16 protein-coding genes are annotated in these 14,944 nt (G+C 59.9%); 8 read left to right on the top strand and 8 right to left on the bottom strand.

Annotated features, from left to right (window positions below; translation table 11 throughout):
* Positions 1 to 30: 30 nt before the first annotated feature.
* On the top strand, positions 31 to 966 hold the full coding sequence (locus ACFC5L_RS06890; RefSeq protein WP_375201012.1) for a mitochondrial fission ELM1 family protein: 936 nt from the start codon (positions 31 to 33) through the stop codon (positions 964 to 966).
* On the opposite strand, the gene ACFC5L_RS06895 is transcribed toward ACFC5L_RS06890, so the two are convergent.
* The 4 genes from ACFC5L_RS06895 to maiA form a co-directional block, all read right to left on the bottom strand.
* Positions 963 to 1,502, bottom strand: coding sequence for a gamma carbonic anhydrase family protein (locus ACFC5L_RS06895; protein ID WP_375201011.1), 540 nt, complete (start codon positions 1,500 to 1,502; stop codon positions 963 to 965). The genes ACFC5L_RS06890 and ACFC5L_RS06895 overlap by 4 nt on opposite strands.
* A 53-nt stretch (positions 1,503 to 1,555) precedes the next feature.
* Positions 1,556 to 2,137: a hypothetical protein gene (locus ACFC5L_RS06900; protein ID WP_375201010.1), complete on the bottom strand. Its 582-nt coding sequence runs from the start codon at positions 2,135 to 2,137 to the stop codon at positions 1,556 to 1,558.
* Positions 2,138 to 2,276: 139 nt separating this feature from the next.
* Positions 2,277 to 3,233, bottom strand: coding sequence for a hypothetical protein (locus ACFC5L_RS06905; RefSeq protein ID WP_375201009.1), 957 nt, complete (start codon positions 3,231 to 3,233; stop codon positions 2,277 to 2,279).
* A gap of 155 nt (positions 3,234 to 3,388) precedes the next feature.
* Entirely contained in the window at positions 3,389 to 4,030 is a 642-nt protein-coding gene (gene maiA, locus ACFC5L_RS06910) for a maleylacetoacetate isomerase (protein ID WP_375201008.1), read from the bottom strand.
* Positions 4,031 to 4,135: 105 nt separating this feature from the next.
* On the opposite strand from maiA, the gene hppD reads away from it, so the two are divergent.
* The 4 genes from hppD to ACFC5L_RS06930 all read left to right on the top strand — a co-directional run bounded on the left by hppD (position 4,136) and on the right by ACFC5L_RS06930 (position 7,788).
* Positions 4,136 to 5,203, top strand: coding sequence for a 4-hydroxyphenylpyruvate dioxygenase (gene hppD / locus ACFC5L_RS06915; RefSeq protein WP_375201007.1), 1,068 nt, complete (start codon positions 4,136 to 4,138; stop codon positions 5,201 to 5,203).
* Between the two features lie 9 nt (positions 5,204 to 5,212).
* The gene (locus tag ACFC5L_RS06920; RefSeq protein WP_375201006.1) at positions 5,213 to 5,695 is read left to right on the top strand and encodes a MarR family winged helix-turn-helix transcriptional regulator; all 483 of its coding nucleotides are present in this window, start codon (positions 5,213 to 5,215) and stop codon (positions 5,693 to 5,695) included.
* Between the two features lie 143 nt (positions 5,696 to 5,838).
* Positions 5,839 to 6,786 (top strand): alpha/beta fold hydrolase, encoded by a 948-nt coding sequence (locus tag ACFC5L_RS06925; protein ID WP_375201005.1) that lies wholly within the window; start codon positions 5,839 to 5,841, stop codon positions 6,784 to 6,786.
* 162 nt (positions 6,787 to 6,948) lie between these two features.
* Positions 6,949 to 7,788 carry a glycosyltransferase family 2 protein gene (locus tag ACFC5L_RS06930; protein WP_375201004.1) on the top strand — a complete coding sequence of 280 codons (840 nt, stop codon included), beginning with the start codon at positions 6,949 to 6,951 and terminating at the stop codon, positions 7,786 to 7,788.
* Here the strand turns inward: ACFC5L_RS06930 and ACFC5L_RS06935 are convergent.
* Positions 7,785 to 8,957: a glycosyltransferase gene (locus ACFC5L_RS06935; protein ID WP_375201003.1), complete on the bottom strand. Its 1,173-nt coding sequence runs from the start codon at positions 8,955 to 8,957 to the stop codon at positions 7,785 to 7,787. The genes ACFC5L_RS06930 and ACFC5L_RS06935 overlap by 4 nt on opposite strands.
* Positions 8,958 to 9,190: 233 nt before the next feature.
* On the opposite strand from ACFC5L_RS06935, the gene ACFC5L_RS06940 reads away from it, so the two are divergent.
* Positions 9,191 to 9,505 carry a hypothetical protein gene (locus ACFC5L_RS06940; RefSeq protein WP_375201002.1) on the top strand — a complete coding sequence of 105 codons (315 nt, stop codon included), beginning with the start codon at positions 9,191 to 9,193 and terminating at the stop codon, positions 9,503 to 9,505.
* Between the two features lie 239 nt (positions 9,506 to 9,744).
* Here the strand turns inward: ACFC5L_RS06940 and msrA are convergent, their stop codons facing one another.
* Both msrA and cutA read right to left on the bottom strand, forming a co-directional pair.
* Positions 9,745 to 10,227, bottom strand: coding sequence for a peptide-methionine (S)-S-oxide reductase MsrA (gene msrA / locus ACFC5L_RS06945; protein ID WP_375201001.1), 483 nt, complete (start codon positions 10,225 to 10,227; stop codon positions 9,745 to 9,747).
* Positions 10,228 to 10,290: 63 nt separating this feature from the next.
* The gene (cutA, locus tag ACFC5L_RS06950; protein WP_375201000.1) at positions 10,291 to 10,617 is read right to left on the bottom strand and encodes a divalent-cation tolerance protein CutA; all 327 of its coding nucleotides are present in this window, start codon (positions 10,615 to 10,617) and stop codon (positions 10,291 to 10,293) included.
* Positions 10,618 to 10,705: 88 nt separating this feature from the next.
* Between cutA and queC the strand changes: the two genes are divergently transcribed.
* Together queC and ACFC5L_RS06960 are read left to right on the top strand one after the other, a co-directional pair.
* The gene (queC, locus tag ACFC5L_RS06955; RefSeq protein WP_375200999.1) at positions 10,706 to 11,422 is read left to right on the top strand and encodes a 7-cyano-7-deazaguanine synthase QueC; all 717 of its coding nucleotides are present in this window, start codon (positions 10,706 to 10,708) and stop codon (positions 11,420 to 11,422) included.
* Complete coding sequence (locus tag ACFC5L_RS06960; RefSeq protein ID WP_375200998.1) at positions 11,419 to 12,597, top strand: MFS transporter; 1,179 nt, start codon at positions 11,419 to 11,421, stop codon at positions 12,595 to 12,597. The genes queC and ACFC5L_RS06960 overlap by 4 nt, the downstream gene beginning before the upstream one ends.
* A gap of 3 nt (positions 12,598 to 12,600) precedes the next feature.
* On the opposite strand, the gene ACFC5L_RS06965 is transcribed toward ACFC5L_RS06960, so the two are convergent.
* On the bottom strand, positions 12,601 to 14,871 hold the full coding sequence (locus ACFC5L_RS06965) for a CHASE2 domain-containing protein (RefSeq protein WP_375200997.1): 2,271 nt from the start codon (positions 14,869 to 14,871) through the stop codon (positions 12,601 to 12,603).
* Between the last annotated feature and the right edge of the window lie 73 nt (positions 14,872 to 14,944).

Genomic DNA, 14,944 nt, shown 5'->3' on the forward strand with positions numbered 1-14,944 from the left:
CCCGCTTAAAGGCGAGGGAGGGGCGCGGTAATGCAGGTCTGGGTGCTGACCGACGGCAAGGCCGGCGACGCTGTCCAGTGCATGGCGGTCGCCGAGGCGCTCGGCTTGCCTTTCGAGGAACGTAAAGTCACGCCGCGCCCGCCATGGGAATGGATGGCGCCCTGGGGGCCGGTGGACCCGGGCGAGGCCCCGGGACGTGCGGGCGGCCCGCTCGCCGGGCCCATGCCCGATATTGCGATCATTTCCGGGCGGCGGGCGGTTCCCCATGCGCGCGCGCTGAAAAAAGCCAGCGGCGGCGCGGTGCGCATCGTCATGCTCAAAGATCCGCGTTTTGCGCGGGACGTGCCGGATGTTCTCTGGGCGCCGGCGCATGATCAGCTTGAGGGCGCCAATGTCATTTCAACTTTGACGACGCCTCATAGTCTCGGGCCGGCATTGACCCAGGCCGGTCCCCCTTGCGCGGCGATCGCGGATCTGTCGGCGCCGTTTCTCGGCGTCGTTCTAGGGGGTCCCTCCGGCGGCGCCGATTATTCCGGCGGCGCTGCGCGCGATCTCGCAATGCGGCTGTCAAAGGCGGGTGAGGCCTATGGGGCGATTGCGGTGACGCCTTCGCGCCGAACGCCGCAAGACTTCACAGCGATGTTGAAACGTCACCTTACGCACGATCATGTCTTTGTCTGGGATCGCACGGGCGACAATCCGTACCGGGATATTCTGGCGCGGGCGGCGGCGCTGATTGTTCCGGGCGACTCACACAACATGACGAGCGAAGCGCTGGCCTCATCTGCGCCGGTGTATATCTGGCGGCCGGAATATATCGCCCCCAAGATCGTCTGGTTTGTCGCGCAGGTCATTGCGGAAGGGCATGCGCGGCTGTTTGAGGATGAGGCGCCGTTTTATGCGCGCCAGCCGCTGGACGCCACGCCGATTATCGTGGCTGAAATCCGGAACAAGCTTGCGCTTTAAAGCGCTTTCAACGCTTGCGCGTGCGCTTTTGCTTCCTCGACATAATGACCGGCGCCTATCAGCGCCATTTTGTCTTCGCCTTCACGCAAGTCACGGAACTTCTTCGCCGGCATTCCGGCCCACATCTCTCCGGCGGGGACGACTTTCTTGGGCGACAGGAAAGCGCCAGCCGCGAGCAGGGCGCCGGTTTCGACAATCGATCCGTCGAGCATGGTCGCGCACATGCCGACAAAGCCGCCATCCTTAACCGTTGCGCCATGAAGCATGCATTTGTGGCCGATGAGCGCATTCTCGCCGATGATCGTCGGCAGACCGCCCCACGCCGGATCGTCCACATGAATGACCGTGCCGTCCTGCACATTCGATCCCTTGCCGACCACGATCTTGTTGGTGTCGCCGCGCAAGACGCACCCATACCAGACGGACGCGTTTTCATGCAGTTCGACATCGCCGCAGACGACGGCGCCCGGCGCGATGAAGGCGGTTTCGTGGATTTTCGGTTTCTTGTCGCCAATGGCGAAAATGAGCGGTTTCATAAGAGGCGAGGCTTTTCCGGATTGTTGATCCCTCAAGCCTGTCACGCCCGCTCTTAAGGTGCAATGCTGCGTTTCAGCGCAGCGATGCGGGAGGAAACGCGCCAGTCAATGTCTTCTGCGAGATGCGCGAGATCGCGCTGAAGCGCTGAAAGATCCGGCGCGCCGGCTACCGGCTCCAGCGAAAACGCGGCGCTCAGATTACCCGGATCGGAAAAGGTAAGGCGCACTTGCCAGGGTGAGGAAAGACGCTTGTCATATAACATGTCGGCGACCGCATCGCTGAGGACGCGCACATGAGTGACGGAGTGGGCGTAAAACCAGACAGCGGGCGCATTGCGCATGGCGCCGTCGGCGTCATTGTGTCCCTCGCAGGACCAGCAGGGCGTAAAGACGCCAAGCTTTTTGATTTCGAAGGCCAGCGGCGCAACGCCCTTTTCAATTGGAAAATTCTGTGGGTCGCTGGACAGCGTTTCGGGAATATGCGGACAGTCTCTGACGCAAGGACATGTTCCGGCGCGCGCGCAGTTGGACGCGCAGACAGGTCCCGAGCGAATGGCGGCGTGCGCCATCTCTTCAAGGCTGTCATCGATAGTGCGCGTTTCCCGCGCAACGTCCTGACGTCGTTCTATCCGCATCGTTCATCTCTCGAACGGGTAACCATTCGTTAGTCATGTTTTCGATACGGATAATTTTAGCGGCTAGAAGTTGGTGATCGGTAAAGATGGCGGCTTAAGCGCAACCGGCTGGGCCGGTTGTCATTAATTATGCAGGCGCTTATTGCGCATCAATATCCGAGGGTTCTTCAGGGGTAGCCTCATCCGGTGACGCCAGCGCCGTTTCAAGCTGGCTGATAACATTCTCAATGCCCTTTGCGGTCGTTTTATTCTTTTCAAGCTCAAGGGCGGCGCGAAGGTCTTCCAGTGCGCTCGAATACTCCAGGGCGTCAATTTTTGCAGCGCCGCGATAACGCAACAATGCAGCCCTTTCGCTTTCAGTCAGTCTACTTTCAAATCTTTTTTCAATCGCGGCGATTTTTTCGAGAGCAATTCTTGCATCAAGCTTTCGGTCTAAAGCAATGCCGACGGATACAAAGGCGTTTGCGATGTTGCGTCGATTAGTTTCAGTCAGGTTGTCAGCAAGCTGGAAACTTACTTCCGTATGCACCTGCTTTCTTGGATAGGAACGGCCATTGATCAGCCGGCGGGCGTATGACCATTTTTCTATGGAGGTTTCAGCCGCGCTTGTCAGGCAAGGAAAGGTTGAAAACACACTCTCAATGTTTTCCGTAACGCCGTCTTCGGTGACATCGAAAGTAACGGAGACGACTTCGACAGACCTTGCCTTGGAAAAGCATCTCTCAGGATAGCGTGGCGGATAACGCTTAATTGCATCATTTGCAGACATTTCGAATCGAGGCGCGTCATTAGCTGGATAAATCAATGTCGTTTCGAAACCGAGCCGCCAGTAGTCCTCAGTTTTTGGGTCAACGGCTTCAAATCTCCATTGCCGGACGGTTTCGATGGCTGCTTCTTTGAGGCAGCTGTCAGACGGTTCCTGAACTTGGGCCTGTGTTGCGCGCCCTTCCCAGTCAATCGAGCCGAAGAGTGTTATGAAGCGCAAACCATCACCGCTTACGGTTGGTTGACCAGCACAAGCTTCAGGCAATGACGGTAAGGGGGCGCTTAGCGGAATTGCTGGGTCGGAAGGTATATCCGGCAATCGGTAGCGCATGGCGGTCGCGCTGCCCCACATCATCACGGGCAGTAGAGCAAATATTATATACCGCAAAACCCCCTCCAAAATTCGCAGTTACTGTAAAGCATAGGTGGGGGGTGAGAAAACGACAACAGTGAGATGGTCCCGTATGTATAAAGGCTACGCCTTAATCATCCTTTCACCGCATCCGGCTGGTTATCGGGATGCGCCTTGATGAACGCAGGATGTTGCGAGCAGCGTTCGTAAATCTCATTCATTTTTGCAAGGCCTGAGGTTTCAACGCCGAACCGCGCCGCGGCATACATCTGCGGAACTAGGAGACAATCGGCGAGGCCCGGCACATCGCCGACGCAATAATCGCCGGCGGTGCGCGCCAGCATTTTTTCGACCGCCGCCATGGCGCCGCCGGGCCAGCGGTTCATCCAGTCCTTCATCGCCTCGGCGTCGAAACCGCGCTCGTTCTTGAGATAATTCTGGATACGGACATTGCCGAAGGGTTGCGCTTCGCAAGCGAGCGTCGCGGCGATCGCCCTGGCGTTGGCGCGCGCGACTGCATTCCCGGCAAGAAGCGAAGGGTCGGGATGGGTTTCTTCCAGATATTCGATGATCGCGACCGACTGGGTGATGAGCGCGCCGTCATCGGTGACGAGCGTCGGCACGAGCCCGGTGGGGTTTTTATTGAGATAGGCGTCGCTCCGCTGCTCGCCTTTCAGGAGGTTCACTGGCTCATAATCGTAAGACAGATTTTTCAGGGCGAGGGCGATCCGCACCCGATAGGTCGCGCTGGAGCGCCAATAACCGAATAATTTCATGTGCTTGCCTCTATTGTTGCAGGCGGTGCAACTTTCCTTGCGTCAAATTAGTAACATATGTTACTAACTGCCGCAAAATCACATCTAACTCCGAAAGGAATAGCCATGGCGGACCTTTTCGAAAACCCGATCGGAACCGACGGTTTTGAATTCGTCGAATATACGAGCAGCAATCCGGACGAGCTCGCCGCCCTGTTCGAGCGCCTCGGCTTTACAGCGGTTGGCAAGCACCGCTCCAAGGATGTCATTCATTATCGTCAGGGCGACATCAACTTTCTGTTGAATCGCGAACAGACCGGCCAGCCGAAAATTTTCTGTGGCCAGCACGGCGCCGGCGCCAACGCCATGGCGTTCCGCGTGAAAGACGCACAGGCCGCCTTCGAGGAAGCGATAAAGCGCGGCGCCAAGCCCATCGAAGCGAAGGCCGGCCCCATGGAATTGAATATTCCGGGCATTGAAGGGATCGGCGGCCTCAACGTCTATCTCGTCGACCGCTATGGCGCGCGTACAATTTATGATGTCGACTTCGAACCCATCGAGGGCGCCGATCCGTCGAAGAACGATATGGGCCTTACTTATATCGATCACCTCACGCACAATCTCCATCGCGGCAATATGGACAAATGGGCGGCCTATTATGAGGACATCTTCAATTTCCGCGAGATCCGCTATTTCGACATTGAAGGTAAAATGACCGGTCTCGTCTCAAAAGCGATGACGAGCCCCTGCGGCAAGATCCGCATCCCCCTCAACGAAAGCCGCGACGATAAATCCCAGATCGAGGAATTCCTTGAGCGCTATAATGGCGAAGGCATTCAGCATATCGCGCTTGGGACTGGCGATATCTATGAAACCGTTGAGGCGTTGCGCGCCCGCGACGTTCCGTTCCAGGACACGCCCGACACCTATTACGACAAGGTTGACGAGCGCGTCGGGGATCACGGCGAAGATCTGGAGCGCCTGCGCAAGAACCGCATTCTGATCGACGGCGCACCGACGCAAGGCCAGGGCCTGCTCCTGCAAATCTTCACCCAGGACGCGATTGGACCAATCTTTTATGAGATCATCCAGCGCAAGGGGAATGAAGGGTTCGGTGAAGGCAACTTCAAGGCGCTGTTCGAATCGATCGAGGAAGATCAGATTCGCCGCGGCGTTCTGAAAGAATCTGCGTAAAGTCTGCGCATGACCGTCGCCTGCGTATCGCGAAAGACCAAGCCCGGCGCCAAACGCAAACTTGTCCTGGACCAGTTTGCGCCCTACCGGATCGTTGCGCTTGGCCATGCGATCTCAGGCCGGTTGGCGCGCGCCTATCGCGACGAAAACATCACCATTCCCGAATGGCGGGTTCTCGCCGTCATTGGCGAGGCGGAGCGCGTTGCGGCGCGCGATGTCGTCAAGCGCACCCCCATGGACAAGATGACGGTCAGCCGCGCTGTTGCGAGCCTCGAACAGAAAGGCTTTGTCAATCGGGCGCCGGATGTGAGCGACCGCCGCGTTTCCATGCTGTCCTTGTCAACCGATGGCCGCAAGGTGTTCGACCGGGTTGCGGCGCTGGCGCTTGACTATGAGGACAGCCTTCTTTCAACGCTTGATCCCGAAGAAGCGGCGGCGTTCCGGCTGGCGCTTGAAAAGCTTGAAGCGAAAGCGCTGGAAAACGGCGAGTAGTCGCCGCCAGCTTTCTTCCAAGCTTGTTTCTAAATCCCAATCCTATCAAAATCCGCACATTCCCGCGAAAGCGGGAATCCAGAAATTGAAGAGTAGTTCTTCGTGTTATGGATCCCCGCTTTCGCGGGAATGAGTGGGGGAAGATGCTGCGCAGCTATATGAAGAATCTGGTGTTGGCTGCGTTGACGGCCATCTCGCTCACCGCATGCGTGTCCTTTCCCGACGCGCCGCCGGCGGAATTTGCGCCGCGCTTTGAGCAAGACAGCTTTCATTCCATTGACGGCGCAGAGCTCGGCCTGAGGCGCTGGGAGGCGGCGGCTCCCCATGCAATCATTATCGCGCTCCATGGCATGAATGATTACTCGCACATGTTCGAAGGGCCCGCTGCGTTCTGGGCGGGTGAAGGGATTACGACCTACGCCATCGATCAGCGCGGCTTTGGCCGGTCGCCGCAATTCGGACACTGGCCCGGCGAGGAGACGATGGTCGCCGATCTTCGCGCGGCCATTGTCGCTGCGCGGGACGCGCATCCGGGGTTGCCTGTTTTTGTCGCCGGCCATTCCATGGGCGCGGGCGTCATTCTCGCCGCCGAAGCGGAAGCGCCGCTCGGCGCTGACGGGATCATTCTTGCCGCGCCCGGTGTCTGGGGCGGGGCGGCGCTGCCCGTTCCCTATCGCATCGGCGCAAATCTCGCCGCGATGGTGACGCCTGGAAAAACACTAACCGGTGAGCGCGCCGCCCGGCAGGCCACGGATAATATCGAAGCCTTGCGCGAAATGGGAAAAGATCCGCTGGTCATCAAGGAGACGCGCGTCGATGCGGTGCTTGGCGTCACGCGCGTCATGGGCTCGGCCTATGGCGGCGCTGACGAAGTTCGCGGAAGCATTCTTTTTCTCATGGGAGAGAAGGATGAAATCATCCCGCTGAAGGCCATGGAAAAAACCGCTATGCGGCTGTCCGGGGACGTCACGTTCCGCCGCTACCCCCAAGGCTGGCACATGCTGTTCCGCGACCTTCAGGCCAAACGGGTCTGGCGCGACTGCGCAGCGTGGATCGAAAGCCGACTTGAGGCGGCAGGGGACCGGCAATAGAAACCGTCGGGTTTTTGATCCCGGTCATCGCGAAATACACAAGCTACGCAACGCGCACAGGCCCCGCGACATACCGCAAGGCGGCATGTGCAGCGCGTATGGGTGTCATCAAGTTGGGATATTCTCCGCCTATGAAACCTCGTCGGCGTTTGAGAGGCGAAGATGGCGCAGGAACGAACCGAAGGATGGTCGGTCGTTGTTCCCTATTATAATGAGCGGGACTTTCTGGCGGCGACTCTGGCGTCGCTCAAGGCGCAAACGGTGCGGCCGCTACGATTGATTCTGGTTGATAATGCGTCGACGGATGGATCTTCGGAAATTGCACGCGCCGAACTCGCCGATGCTCAGGGCATAGACGTTCTGTTCATCCACGAAGACACGCCCGGACAGGCGGCGGCGCTGAAACTCGGCATTGCAAATGCATCAACCGAATTCGTCGCGATTTGCGACGCCGACACCATATATCCGCCGGAATATCTGGCACGCGCGCAGTCGCGTTATGATAGCGAAGGAAGAAAGGTCGTCGCCATTCTGGCAACAGCGCTTTATGACGCCCCGCATTGTTTGGACAGCAAGCTGCGCCGGTTAAAAATGCGCATCGTGCCGCATCTTTTGCGTCGTCAGTGTCACGCCGGGGGATATGCGCATACCTTTCGCACCGATGCGCTGAAACGCGCGGGCGGTTATTCCCGGCGCCTCTGGCCGCATTTGCGCAAGGATCACGAACTCATCCATCGCGTCTGGAAAGAGGGGCGGGTCCTGCACGATCCAATGCTCTGGTGCCGGGCGAGCGACCGCCGCAGCGCCGTCCTGCAAAAGCGCTGGACGCTGTTTGAGCGTGTTCTCTATCACCTAACGCCCTTTCAACTGAAAGATTGGTATTTTTATCGCTTTCTCGGCCCCCGCATGGCGGCGCGCGCGCATGATGAATTGAAATTGCGCGAACGCCCCTGGGAAGAGAATGGGGAAGAGAGTCGGGAAAAGCTTAGGGTGGTGTCTTAACCCGCCTGCGCGCGGGGGCGTTGCGGCTGGTCGAGAAGACCGCAAAGCCCGGCGCCGCTGCGTTTTTTCAACGCCGCCGGATAGATCTCAAAGATCAGTTTTTCAAATGTTTTGGGCCAGGAGAAATTCTCCTGCGCATGGGCGCGGGCGCGTTCGCCAATGCCGGAAAGACGGTCCATCCAGACGGCGGCGATGTTTGCGCTCATGGCGTCGGCGTCGCCGCACGGACCGAGGCGGCCAAGCGAGGGCGGCACCCGGTCGATCATGGCGCCGGCCCTGACGCCTACAACGGGAAGACCGGCGGCCTGCGCCTCGATGACAGATATGCCAAAGGTCTCGTTCTCCATCGCGGAAACGTAAATATCCGATGAGGCGAAATAGGCGGCGAGGGTTTCCCGGTCATCCACAAAGCCGGGAAAGTGAATGTTTTCATCGGCGCATTCGCTCATCAGCGCGAGCCGGTCCTTGCCGTCGCCAAGCATCACGAGACTTGCGTTCCAGCTTGGCGGCAGTTTTCGAAACGCCTCAACAACCAGCCGTGCTTTCTTTTCATAGTCGATGCGCCCGGCGTAAATCAGCAATGGCGCGGAAGACGGAACGCCAACCCGGGCGCGCAGATCCTCGCTGCGCTGGGCCTTCGTGAACAGGCTCGTATCGGCGCCGAGTGAAAGAATGAATGGGTTGTCGATCCCGAGCGCGCCATAATGCTCCGCCGCCATTTGCGTCAGCGTATAAAACCCGTCGAACCGTTGATACAGATTGGCGGCGTAGCGATAGGCGAGGCGTTTGACTTGCCGCGCGACATAAGCGCCGGCACGTGGCGCGAGATAACGCTCCACATAAACGCTCGGAAAATCCGTGTGATAGCCTGCGACGAGTGCGGTTTGCGGGTTGCGGCCGCGGTAATAAAGCGCCGTCCAGGGAAGATTATACGCGTCCTGACATTCGATAAGGTTTGGCTGTGCGTAACGGAACGCCTCCAGCACCGCTTTTGTGCGCAACAGCAATCTGTAATTGGGGCTGCCGGGCACTTGCGGCGATGCGATTTCGATCGTTGTGGCCCGTCCCTCGCGCGTGATCCTGTCGCGCTCGCCCGGAACAATAAGACAATGATTGGCGGCTGTGCGCTCAAGAATGAAACGGCGCTTTTCCAGAAGATAGGTTTTCACGCCGCCGCCTTTTGCGGCGTAGGATTGCGTTAGATCACAGAGCGTAAGCGACGCCGGATTTCCTGACACAAAAATACGCCCCGCCTGACCTGTGCGAACCCCACCGGTTTAGTGGCGTGGGCGGCGCTTTTTCTTCAAGGAAAGTTTTTGTGACAAATGCGTACTTGTTGCATTTGTCAGATGAAGGGCGCCGATGAAATCGCGCCTGGAAATAAAATAACCCAAATGAAATTATGCTCTTTCTCCTGCAAATCGTCTTCCTCAATTTGCGCAGGACGCATCATGTGCGCGCCTTGAAGTTTGTGCGCTGTTTCACGCAATTGTCATACGCCGCAGGCAAAATGGCGAAGACGAATCAAATGGAGCGCGCGATGTTTCTTAAAAGAACTATTGAGCGTATCGGCGATGTTATGGGGCTCGCCATTTTGCTGACGGGTCTTCTCGTGGGCTCCAATCTTGTTCGTGGGAGGATGCGCAGCGCGCCGGTGAAAAGGCGCGCTGCGATGAGAGGGGCTTCTAAAGGGCGTGCGTTGAACCACGCCGTCTGACCGCTATCACTGTCGAAACCAGAAACGCCGCGGACGTCGTTTGACGTTGCCGCGGCGTTTCAATTGGTAAGCGCGAAAACAACGTTACTCGGCGCGCTTATCGCATTGCGGCAGGTCAACCCGGGCTTGGCATGGTGAGGGGAGCAGAACCCGGCGCCTTTAAAGGCGTGTTTGTTTGCCGCAACAGATCAAATCATAGGCAAGCAGGCTTAAGGAATTATTGTGGGGATTGTCGCCCGCTAACGCGGCGCGATGTGACAGGCGCCGCCGCCGTTTTTCTCGAAATATTGCTGGTGATATTCCTCCGCCTTCCACCACGGGCAGAGCGGTTCGATCTTCGTGGCGATGGGGCGGGCGTGGCGGCCGGACGCGTCTTCGGCCGCAAGGGAGGCAAGGGCCGCGTCGCGCTGGGCGTCATTGAGGGTGAAGATCGCCGTGCGGTACTGGTCGCCCACATCGGGACCTTGGCGATTGACTTGTGTCGGGTCGTGACACGCCCAGAAAATGTCGAGAAGCCTGTCATAGGAAACGACCGCCGGGTCGAACTCGATCTTCACGGCTTCGGCGTGGCCCGTGGTCTTGGCGCAGACTTCGCGATAGGTCGGGTTCTCCTTATGGCCGCCGGTATAGCCGACTTCCGTCGCGGTGACGCCGTTGGTGTCGCGAAAGACCTGTTCAACGCCCCAGAAGCATCCGGCGGCGAATATAGCGGTCTCGGTCATAAAAAGTCTCCTGCCAGTTTGTGGCCATGATAAAGGGGCGAAACGCCATGACTGCAAGCCCCATCACGTTTTTGTGGCCCCTCTAATCCAGTCGAGAAAACTTGCGCTTGATCCCTCGGGCGAGACAGGCAGGGCGGCGACGCAGGGCTCCTCATAAGGATGGAGCGCGATGATCCGGTCCCGCGCGGCGTTTGCGGCGGCTGTCGTGGTCTTGACGATCAGCGGGGTTTCAAGCCCGATTTCGACCTTGCCCTCCCACTCATAGACCGAGCGCATTTCGGCGTGGATGTTGACGCAGGCCGCAAGCTTTTCCTCCACGAGAGACCGGGCGATGCGCGCGGCCGTCTCGGCGTTGGGCGCAGTGACGTAAAGAAAAACGATTCCGGACATTCCCGGCCTCCCATTGCAGCTTTGGCGGCTCCGGCCTAAACCAGCCCTCAGCAATATGGAGCGCGCCGTTCCCGCGCGCCAGGATAGCATGCGCAAGCTCGATCATTCCCGCGCCCTTGTTCTTTTCTCCGGCGGGCAGGACTCGTCGATTTCCCTCGCCTGGGCCCTCGACCGTTACAAGCACGTGGAGACGGTCGGCTTTATCTATGGGCAGCGCCATTCGGTGGAGCTGGGCGCGCGGCTTGGCGTGCGGAAGTCCATCGCTGACGCATTCCCAAAATGGGCCGGCAAGCTGGGCGAAGACACACTCGTCGATGCGCGGGGGCTGAAAGATCTTGGCGAGACCGCCATGACCCATGAAACGGAAATCGTCCTTGGCAATGACGGTCTGCCCAACACCTTCGTGCCCGGCCGAAATCTCGTATTTCTCTCCCTTGCGGGCGGGCTCGCCTATCGCCGCAATCTCGGCGTGCTCGTCGCCGGCATGTGCGAGGCGGACTATTCAGGGTATCCCGATTGCCGCGAAAGCGCCCTGGCGGCCCAGCTTGAAGCGTTGCGTCTCGGTATGGACGGGAATTTTGAACTCGAAACGCCGTTGATGCATATCGACAAGGCGGAAAGCTGGCGTCTGGCGGAAAAGCTCGGCGGCAAGGCGCTGGTCGATATCGTGAATGAGCATAGCCACACTTGTTATCGCGGCGTGCGGGGAAAGCGCCATGACTGGGGCTATGGTTGCGGGGATTGTCCCGCTTGCGACTTGCGCGCCAAAGGCTGGGCCGGATACCGCAATAAAGAGGCCCATTGACCGACGCCGCTCACAAAAAGGCCGGACCGCTTTATGCGCTCTATTATGGCGGCCAGTTTGTCCTGCTCGGTTTTCAATTGCCGTTCTTTGCGGGCTGGCTTGCGCTCAAAGGCTTTGATCCGTCGGAAATCGGATGGATCACCGGCGCCGCGTTAATTGCGCGGCTGTTGCTAGGTCCTTTCGTCGCCTATTGGGCGGATCACCAGAGCGACGAACGCCGGTCCTTGCGCATTGTCACTTTTTTCTTTGCGCTTGGCGCCGCGGGTCTGATCTTCGCGCCGGGAAAAATCCTCATTGGCGCCGCAGCGGCGCTGATGATGTGGTGTTTCGGGTTGTTGGTGCCGCTGACGGATACGGCGGTGTTGCGCGCCGACCGTAATGGCTGGCTTCATTACGGACAGACGCGCGCCGCCGGCTCGGTCTTTTTTCTGGCGACCAATATTCTGGGCGGCGCCTTGCTGGCGCGCGCGGGCGTCATCGCTGTGGCGCCGGCCATGGCGATTGCGGCGGCATTTGCGTTTTTGATGACCTTCGCCTTGCCTGCGGGCGCAGGCGGGCGGGGCGGCGCGAAACCGGTTTCCTGGCGCGAAGCGCCCAAGCTTGTTTCCAATCCGGCGTTCCTGATCGTGCTCGCCGCCGCCGGGCTCATTCAGGGCGCGCATGCGGTTTATTACGCGTTTTCATTCTTGCGCTGGGAACAGCTTGGCTATTCAACCCTGATCATCGGCTGCCTTTGGGCCACAGGCGTTGTTGCGGAAATCTTCTTGCTGGCGCGCGCGCGCGGACTTGCGAAACGCTTCGGCCCGGCGACATTGCTGGCCGTCGGCGGCGCGGCGGCGGCGCTGCGCTGGACGGTGATCGGGCTGGAGCCGCCTTTGCCGGTGCTCTTCGCCGTGCAGCTTCTTCATGCGCTCACCTTCGCCAGCGCTTATCTCGGCTCGATTGAATTTCTGGATCGCGCGGCGCCGCTGCGTCTCGTCAACACAGGCATGACCATCATGTCGACCACCGGCGTCGGCGCAGTCACCGGCGTTGCGACCGTCACCGCGGGCTATGTCTGGAACGGCGCCGGGCCGACGGCGGCCTATTTCATGATGGCGGGGATGGGCGCGCTTGCACTTTTGCTGTCGCTATTGCTCCGGCGTGTCTGGAGCGGCGGGAAGTTGTTTGAGTAACGCTCAAACGCCCGCTGTATGAGCGCCGTCCCAGTTTTCGGGCAGGCCTTTTTCCGCATATTGTTTGATGCGCTCTTCATAGATGTCGAAGAGGGCGATCTTGGCGCCGGGCGAGGACTTCGCTTTTTCAAGGCTGGCGCGCGCCGCCGCCATGTCGCCGGAGCGATAAGACGCAAGAAGCTGGCGGTGGGCGTCATCAAGGGCGCGGAACGCTTTCGATGATTTGATGAACGGATTGCCGATCAGCGCATAGATCGAAACAGGCCGCGTCTCGCCGCGCAGCTTCAGCTTGTCGAGTTCCAGAAACGCAAAATGATGATGGGTTTCCTTGTAGACTTGTTCGTCGCAGATCATCGCGGGGCCGTAAAACTCCGACTGGCTGCGCAAGAAGGCGGCGCGGTCGACAGCGGGACCGACCGCCGAATAGCGATTATTGCGGCCATGACCCATGGGCCCGACAAAGCAGGGACCCGTGGCGACGCCGATGGCGAGATGGATTTGCAAGCCCCGCGTGCGGCTCGACGCATCGAGATCGGCGTTGACCTTGTCCATGCTTTCGATGAGGCGCAGCGCAGCGGCGCAGCCCGCCTGCACATGGTCGGCGTTTTCAAGCGGCGCATTGAAATAGGCGAACAGGCGCCCGCCCTCCGCTTGGTCGGCGGCGCCGCCTGCGTCGATGATCGTCTGCCGGAGATCGAGCGAGGCGGCGGCGAGCAGCTTGGTGATGTCGTCGGGCAAGTTCTCCATAGTGCGCAGATCTTCGTCGGCGATGCGCAACTCACAGGCAAGCACGGTGATGTCCCGGCGCACGCCTTTCAGCAAGTCGCTGCCGGTGTCTTCGCGCAGGCGCTTCATCGCCGGTTCAGGCAGCGTGTCATGGAACGAGCCGCGCAAATTATCGTCGCGCAGGACGCCGCCGATCGACTTGCCGCCGGCGACGGAGAAGGCGCCGAGAAACAGCGCCATGGCCGGCGGTATGGGATTGAGAAGCAGATTCCCGAATGCAAAAGCGCCATAGGCGCCGAGCATCAGGATAACCGAGAGGAGCGCGGCGAAACCGGCGGCCTGCCAGAACTCAAGGCGCTGCGCGGTCATGATCGCCGCGGCGCCAAACAGCATCACTGCGAGCGCTTCGATATAGCCGGCCCACCCCGGACGGGTTGGCGCTTCGCCCGAAAGGATTTGCGCGGCTGTCAGCGCATGGGCGGCGGCCGGTGAGACCGATCCGCGGGCGGTGCGCACCGGCGTGCCAAGCTCCGTATCAAGACCGATGATGACGACGGCGTCTTTCAATTGCGGGTTTGAGCCGGCGATGGTCGCGGGCGCGCCGTTAAAACCTGACAGCAGGCGTGATGCGGATGTGGTGGGGACGGAAATATTTTTCGGCAGATAAAGCCGCAGCGACGTCGTCTCCGACACCGGCAGGTTGTGGTCGTTGAGGCTGAGATTTTGAACGGTCCGGCCTTGCGCGCTGGCGGCTGAGCTGCGCATGACGGCGGTCACGGTGACATCGCCGGCGGCGAGCCGCGCCGCTTCCAGTGCAATCGCCGGCGCAGGCGCATTATTCAGCGACCAGAGGAGCGGCGCGCGTCGCAACACGCCGTCGCTGTCTGGGGCGAGCGATGAGACCGCCGGACGCGCCGCCGCGGCGAGATCGGGATTGATGGCGTAGAAATAACGGGCCGCGGGCAGGGCGAGAAAATCCGTATCGCCAGTGTTGAGCCAGTTTGCGTCTTGCGTGTCCGTGCGCTGGAACGACGAGGCCCGGTTCGGGTCCGACGGCGCCGTGAGCGACACCGCGACGGCGCCGTCGACATTCCTGAAAGCCTCGGCGAGCCGCTCATCCGTGCGGGGCAGGAGCGCGAGCTGCTGGGCGAAAACCTCGTCCCGGGCGCCGGAAAGCCAGAATTCGCCGATTGTTTCCGGCGACAGCGGGTCAGGGGCGTCCACGGCCTCAGTGAGGATGACCCCCTTGGCGCCGGCTGTTCCGGCGGCCTCCACAAGGCCGGCCAGAACGGTCCGCGGCCATGGCCAGGGGCCGACGGCGTCAACGCTCTCGCGGTCGATGAGAACCAGATGGAAGTTTTCCACAGCCTCGCCGTCAGCCGGGTCAAGCCGTTGAAAATAATCGAAAAGCCGTTCGCGCCAGCGGGCGTCCGGCGATTGGGCCCCGGCGAGCGCGCCGAGCGCAATTACGGCCAAGGCACCCGTCACCACCAGCAGCGGCAGCGCGGTCAGCCACTGAAACGGCTTGGAAAACATGCGTTTGGTCAAGAACGACCCTTTCCACTCACTCCGAATAAGGGCTTAGGCCTTCACATCCGCCTTGCAAGCCTTTCTTCAGGAT

The sequence above is a fragment of the Hyphococcus sp. genome (assembly GCF_041986965.1).
GTDB lineage: Bacteria > Pseudomonadota > Alphaproteobacteria > Caulobacterales > Parvularculaceae > Hyphococcus.

Bases quoted from the DNA above. Each gene is read 5' to 3' on its own strand.
- ACFC5L_RS06925 (WP_375201005.1), top strand. From the start codon at position 5,839: ATGCTGCGCAGCTATATGAAGAATCTGGTGTTGGCTGCGTTGACGGCC.
- ACFC5L_RS06900 (WP_375201010.1), bottom strand. From the start codon at position 2,137: ATGCGGATAGAACGACGTCAGGACGTTGCGCGGGAAACGCGCACTATC.
- ACFC5L_RS06920 (WP_375201006.1), top strand. From the start codon at position 5,213: ATGACCGTCGCCTGCGTATCGCGAAAGACCAAGCCCGGCGCCAAACGC.
- ACFC5L_RS06890 (WP_375201012.1), top strand. From the start codon at position 31: ATGCAGGTCTGGGTGCTGACCGACGGCAAGGCCGGCGACGCTGTCCAG.
- ACFC5L_RS06940 (WP_375201002.1), top strand. From the start codon at position 9,191: ATGCTCTTTCTCCTGCAAATCGTCTTCCTCAATTTGCGCAGGACGCAT.
- maiA (WP_375201008.1), bottom strand. From the start codon at position 4,030: ATGAAATTATTCGGTTATTGGCGCTCCAGCGCGACCTATCGGGTGCGG.
- hppD (WP_375201007.1), top strand. From the start codon at position 4,136: ATGGCGGACCTTTTCGAAAACCCGATCGGAACCGACGGTTTTGAATTC.
- queC (WP_375200999.1), top strand. From the start codon at position 10,706: ATGCGCAAGCTCGATCATTCCCGCGCCCTTGTTCTTTTCTCCGGCGGG.
- ACFC5L_RS06905 (WP_375201009.1), bottom strand. From the start codon at position 3,233: ATGCGCTACCGATTGCCGGATATACCTTCCGACCCAGCAATTCCGCTA.
- cutA (WP_375201000.1), bottom strand. From the start codon at position 10,617: ATGTCCGGAATCGTTTTTCTTTACGTCACTGCGCCCAACGCCGAGACG.
- msrA (WP_375201001.1), bottom strand. From the start codon at position 10,227: ATGACCGAGACCGCTATATTCGCCGCCGGATGCTTCTGGGGCGTTGAA.
- ACFC5L_RS06930 (WP_375201004.1), top strand. From the start codon at position 6,949: ATGGCGCAGGAACGAACCGAAGGATGGTCGGTCGTTGTTCCCTATTAT.
- ACFC5L_RS06895 (WP_375201011.1), bottom strand. From the start codon at position 1,502: ATGAAACCGCTCATTTTCGCCATTGGCGACAAGAAACCGAAAATCCAC.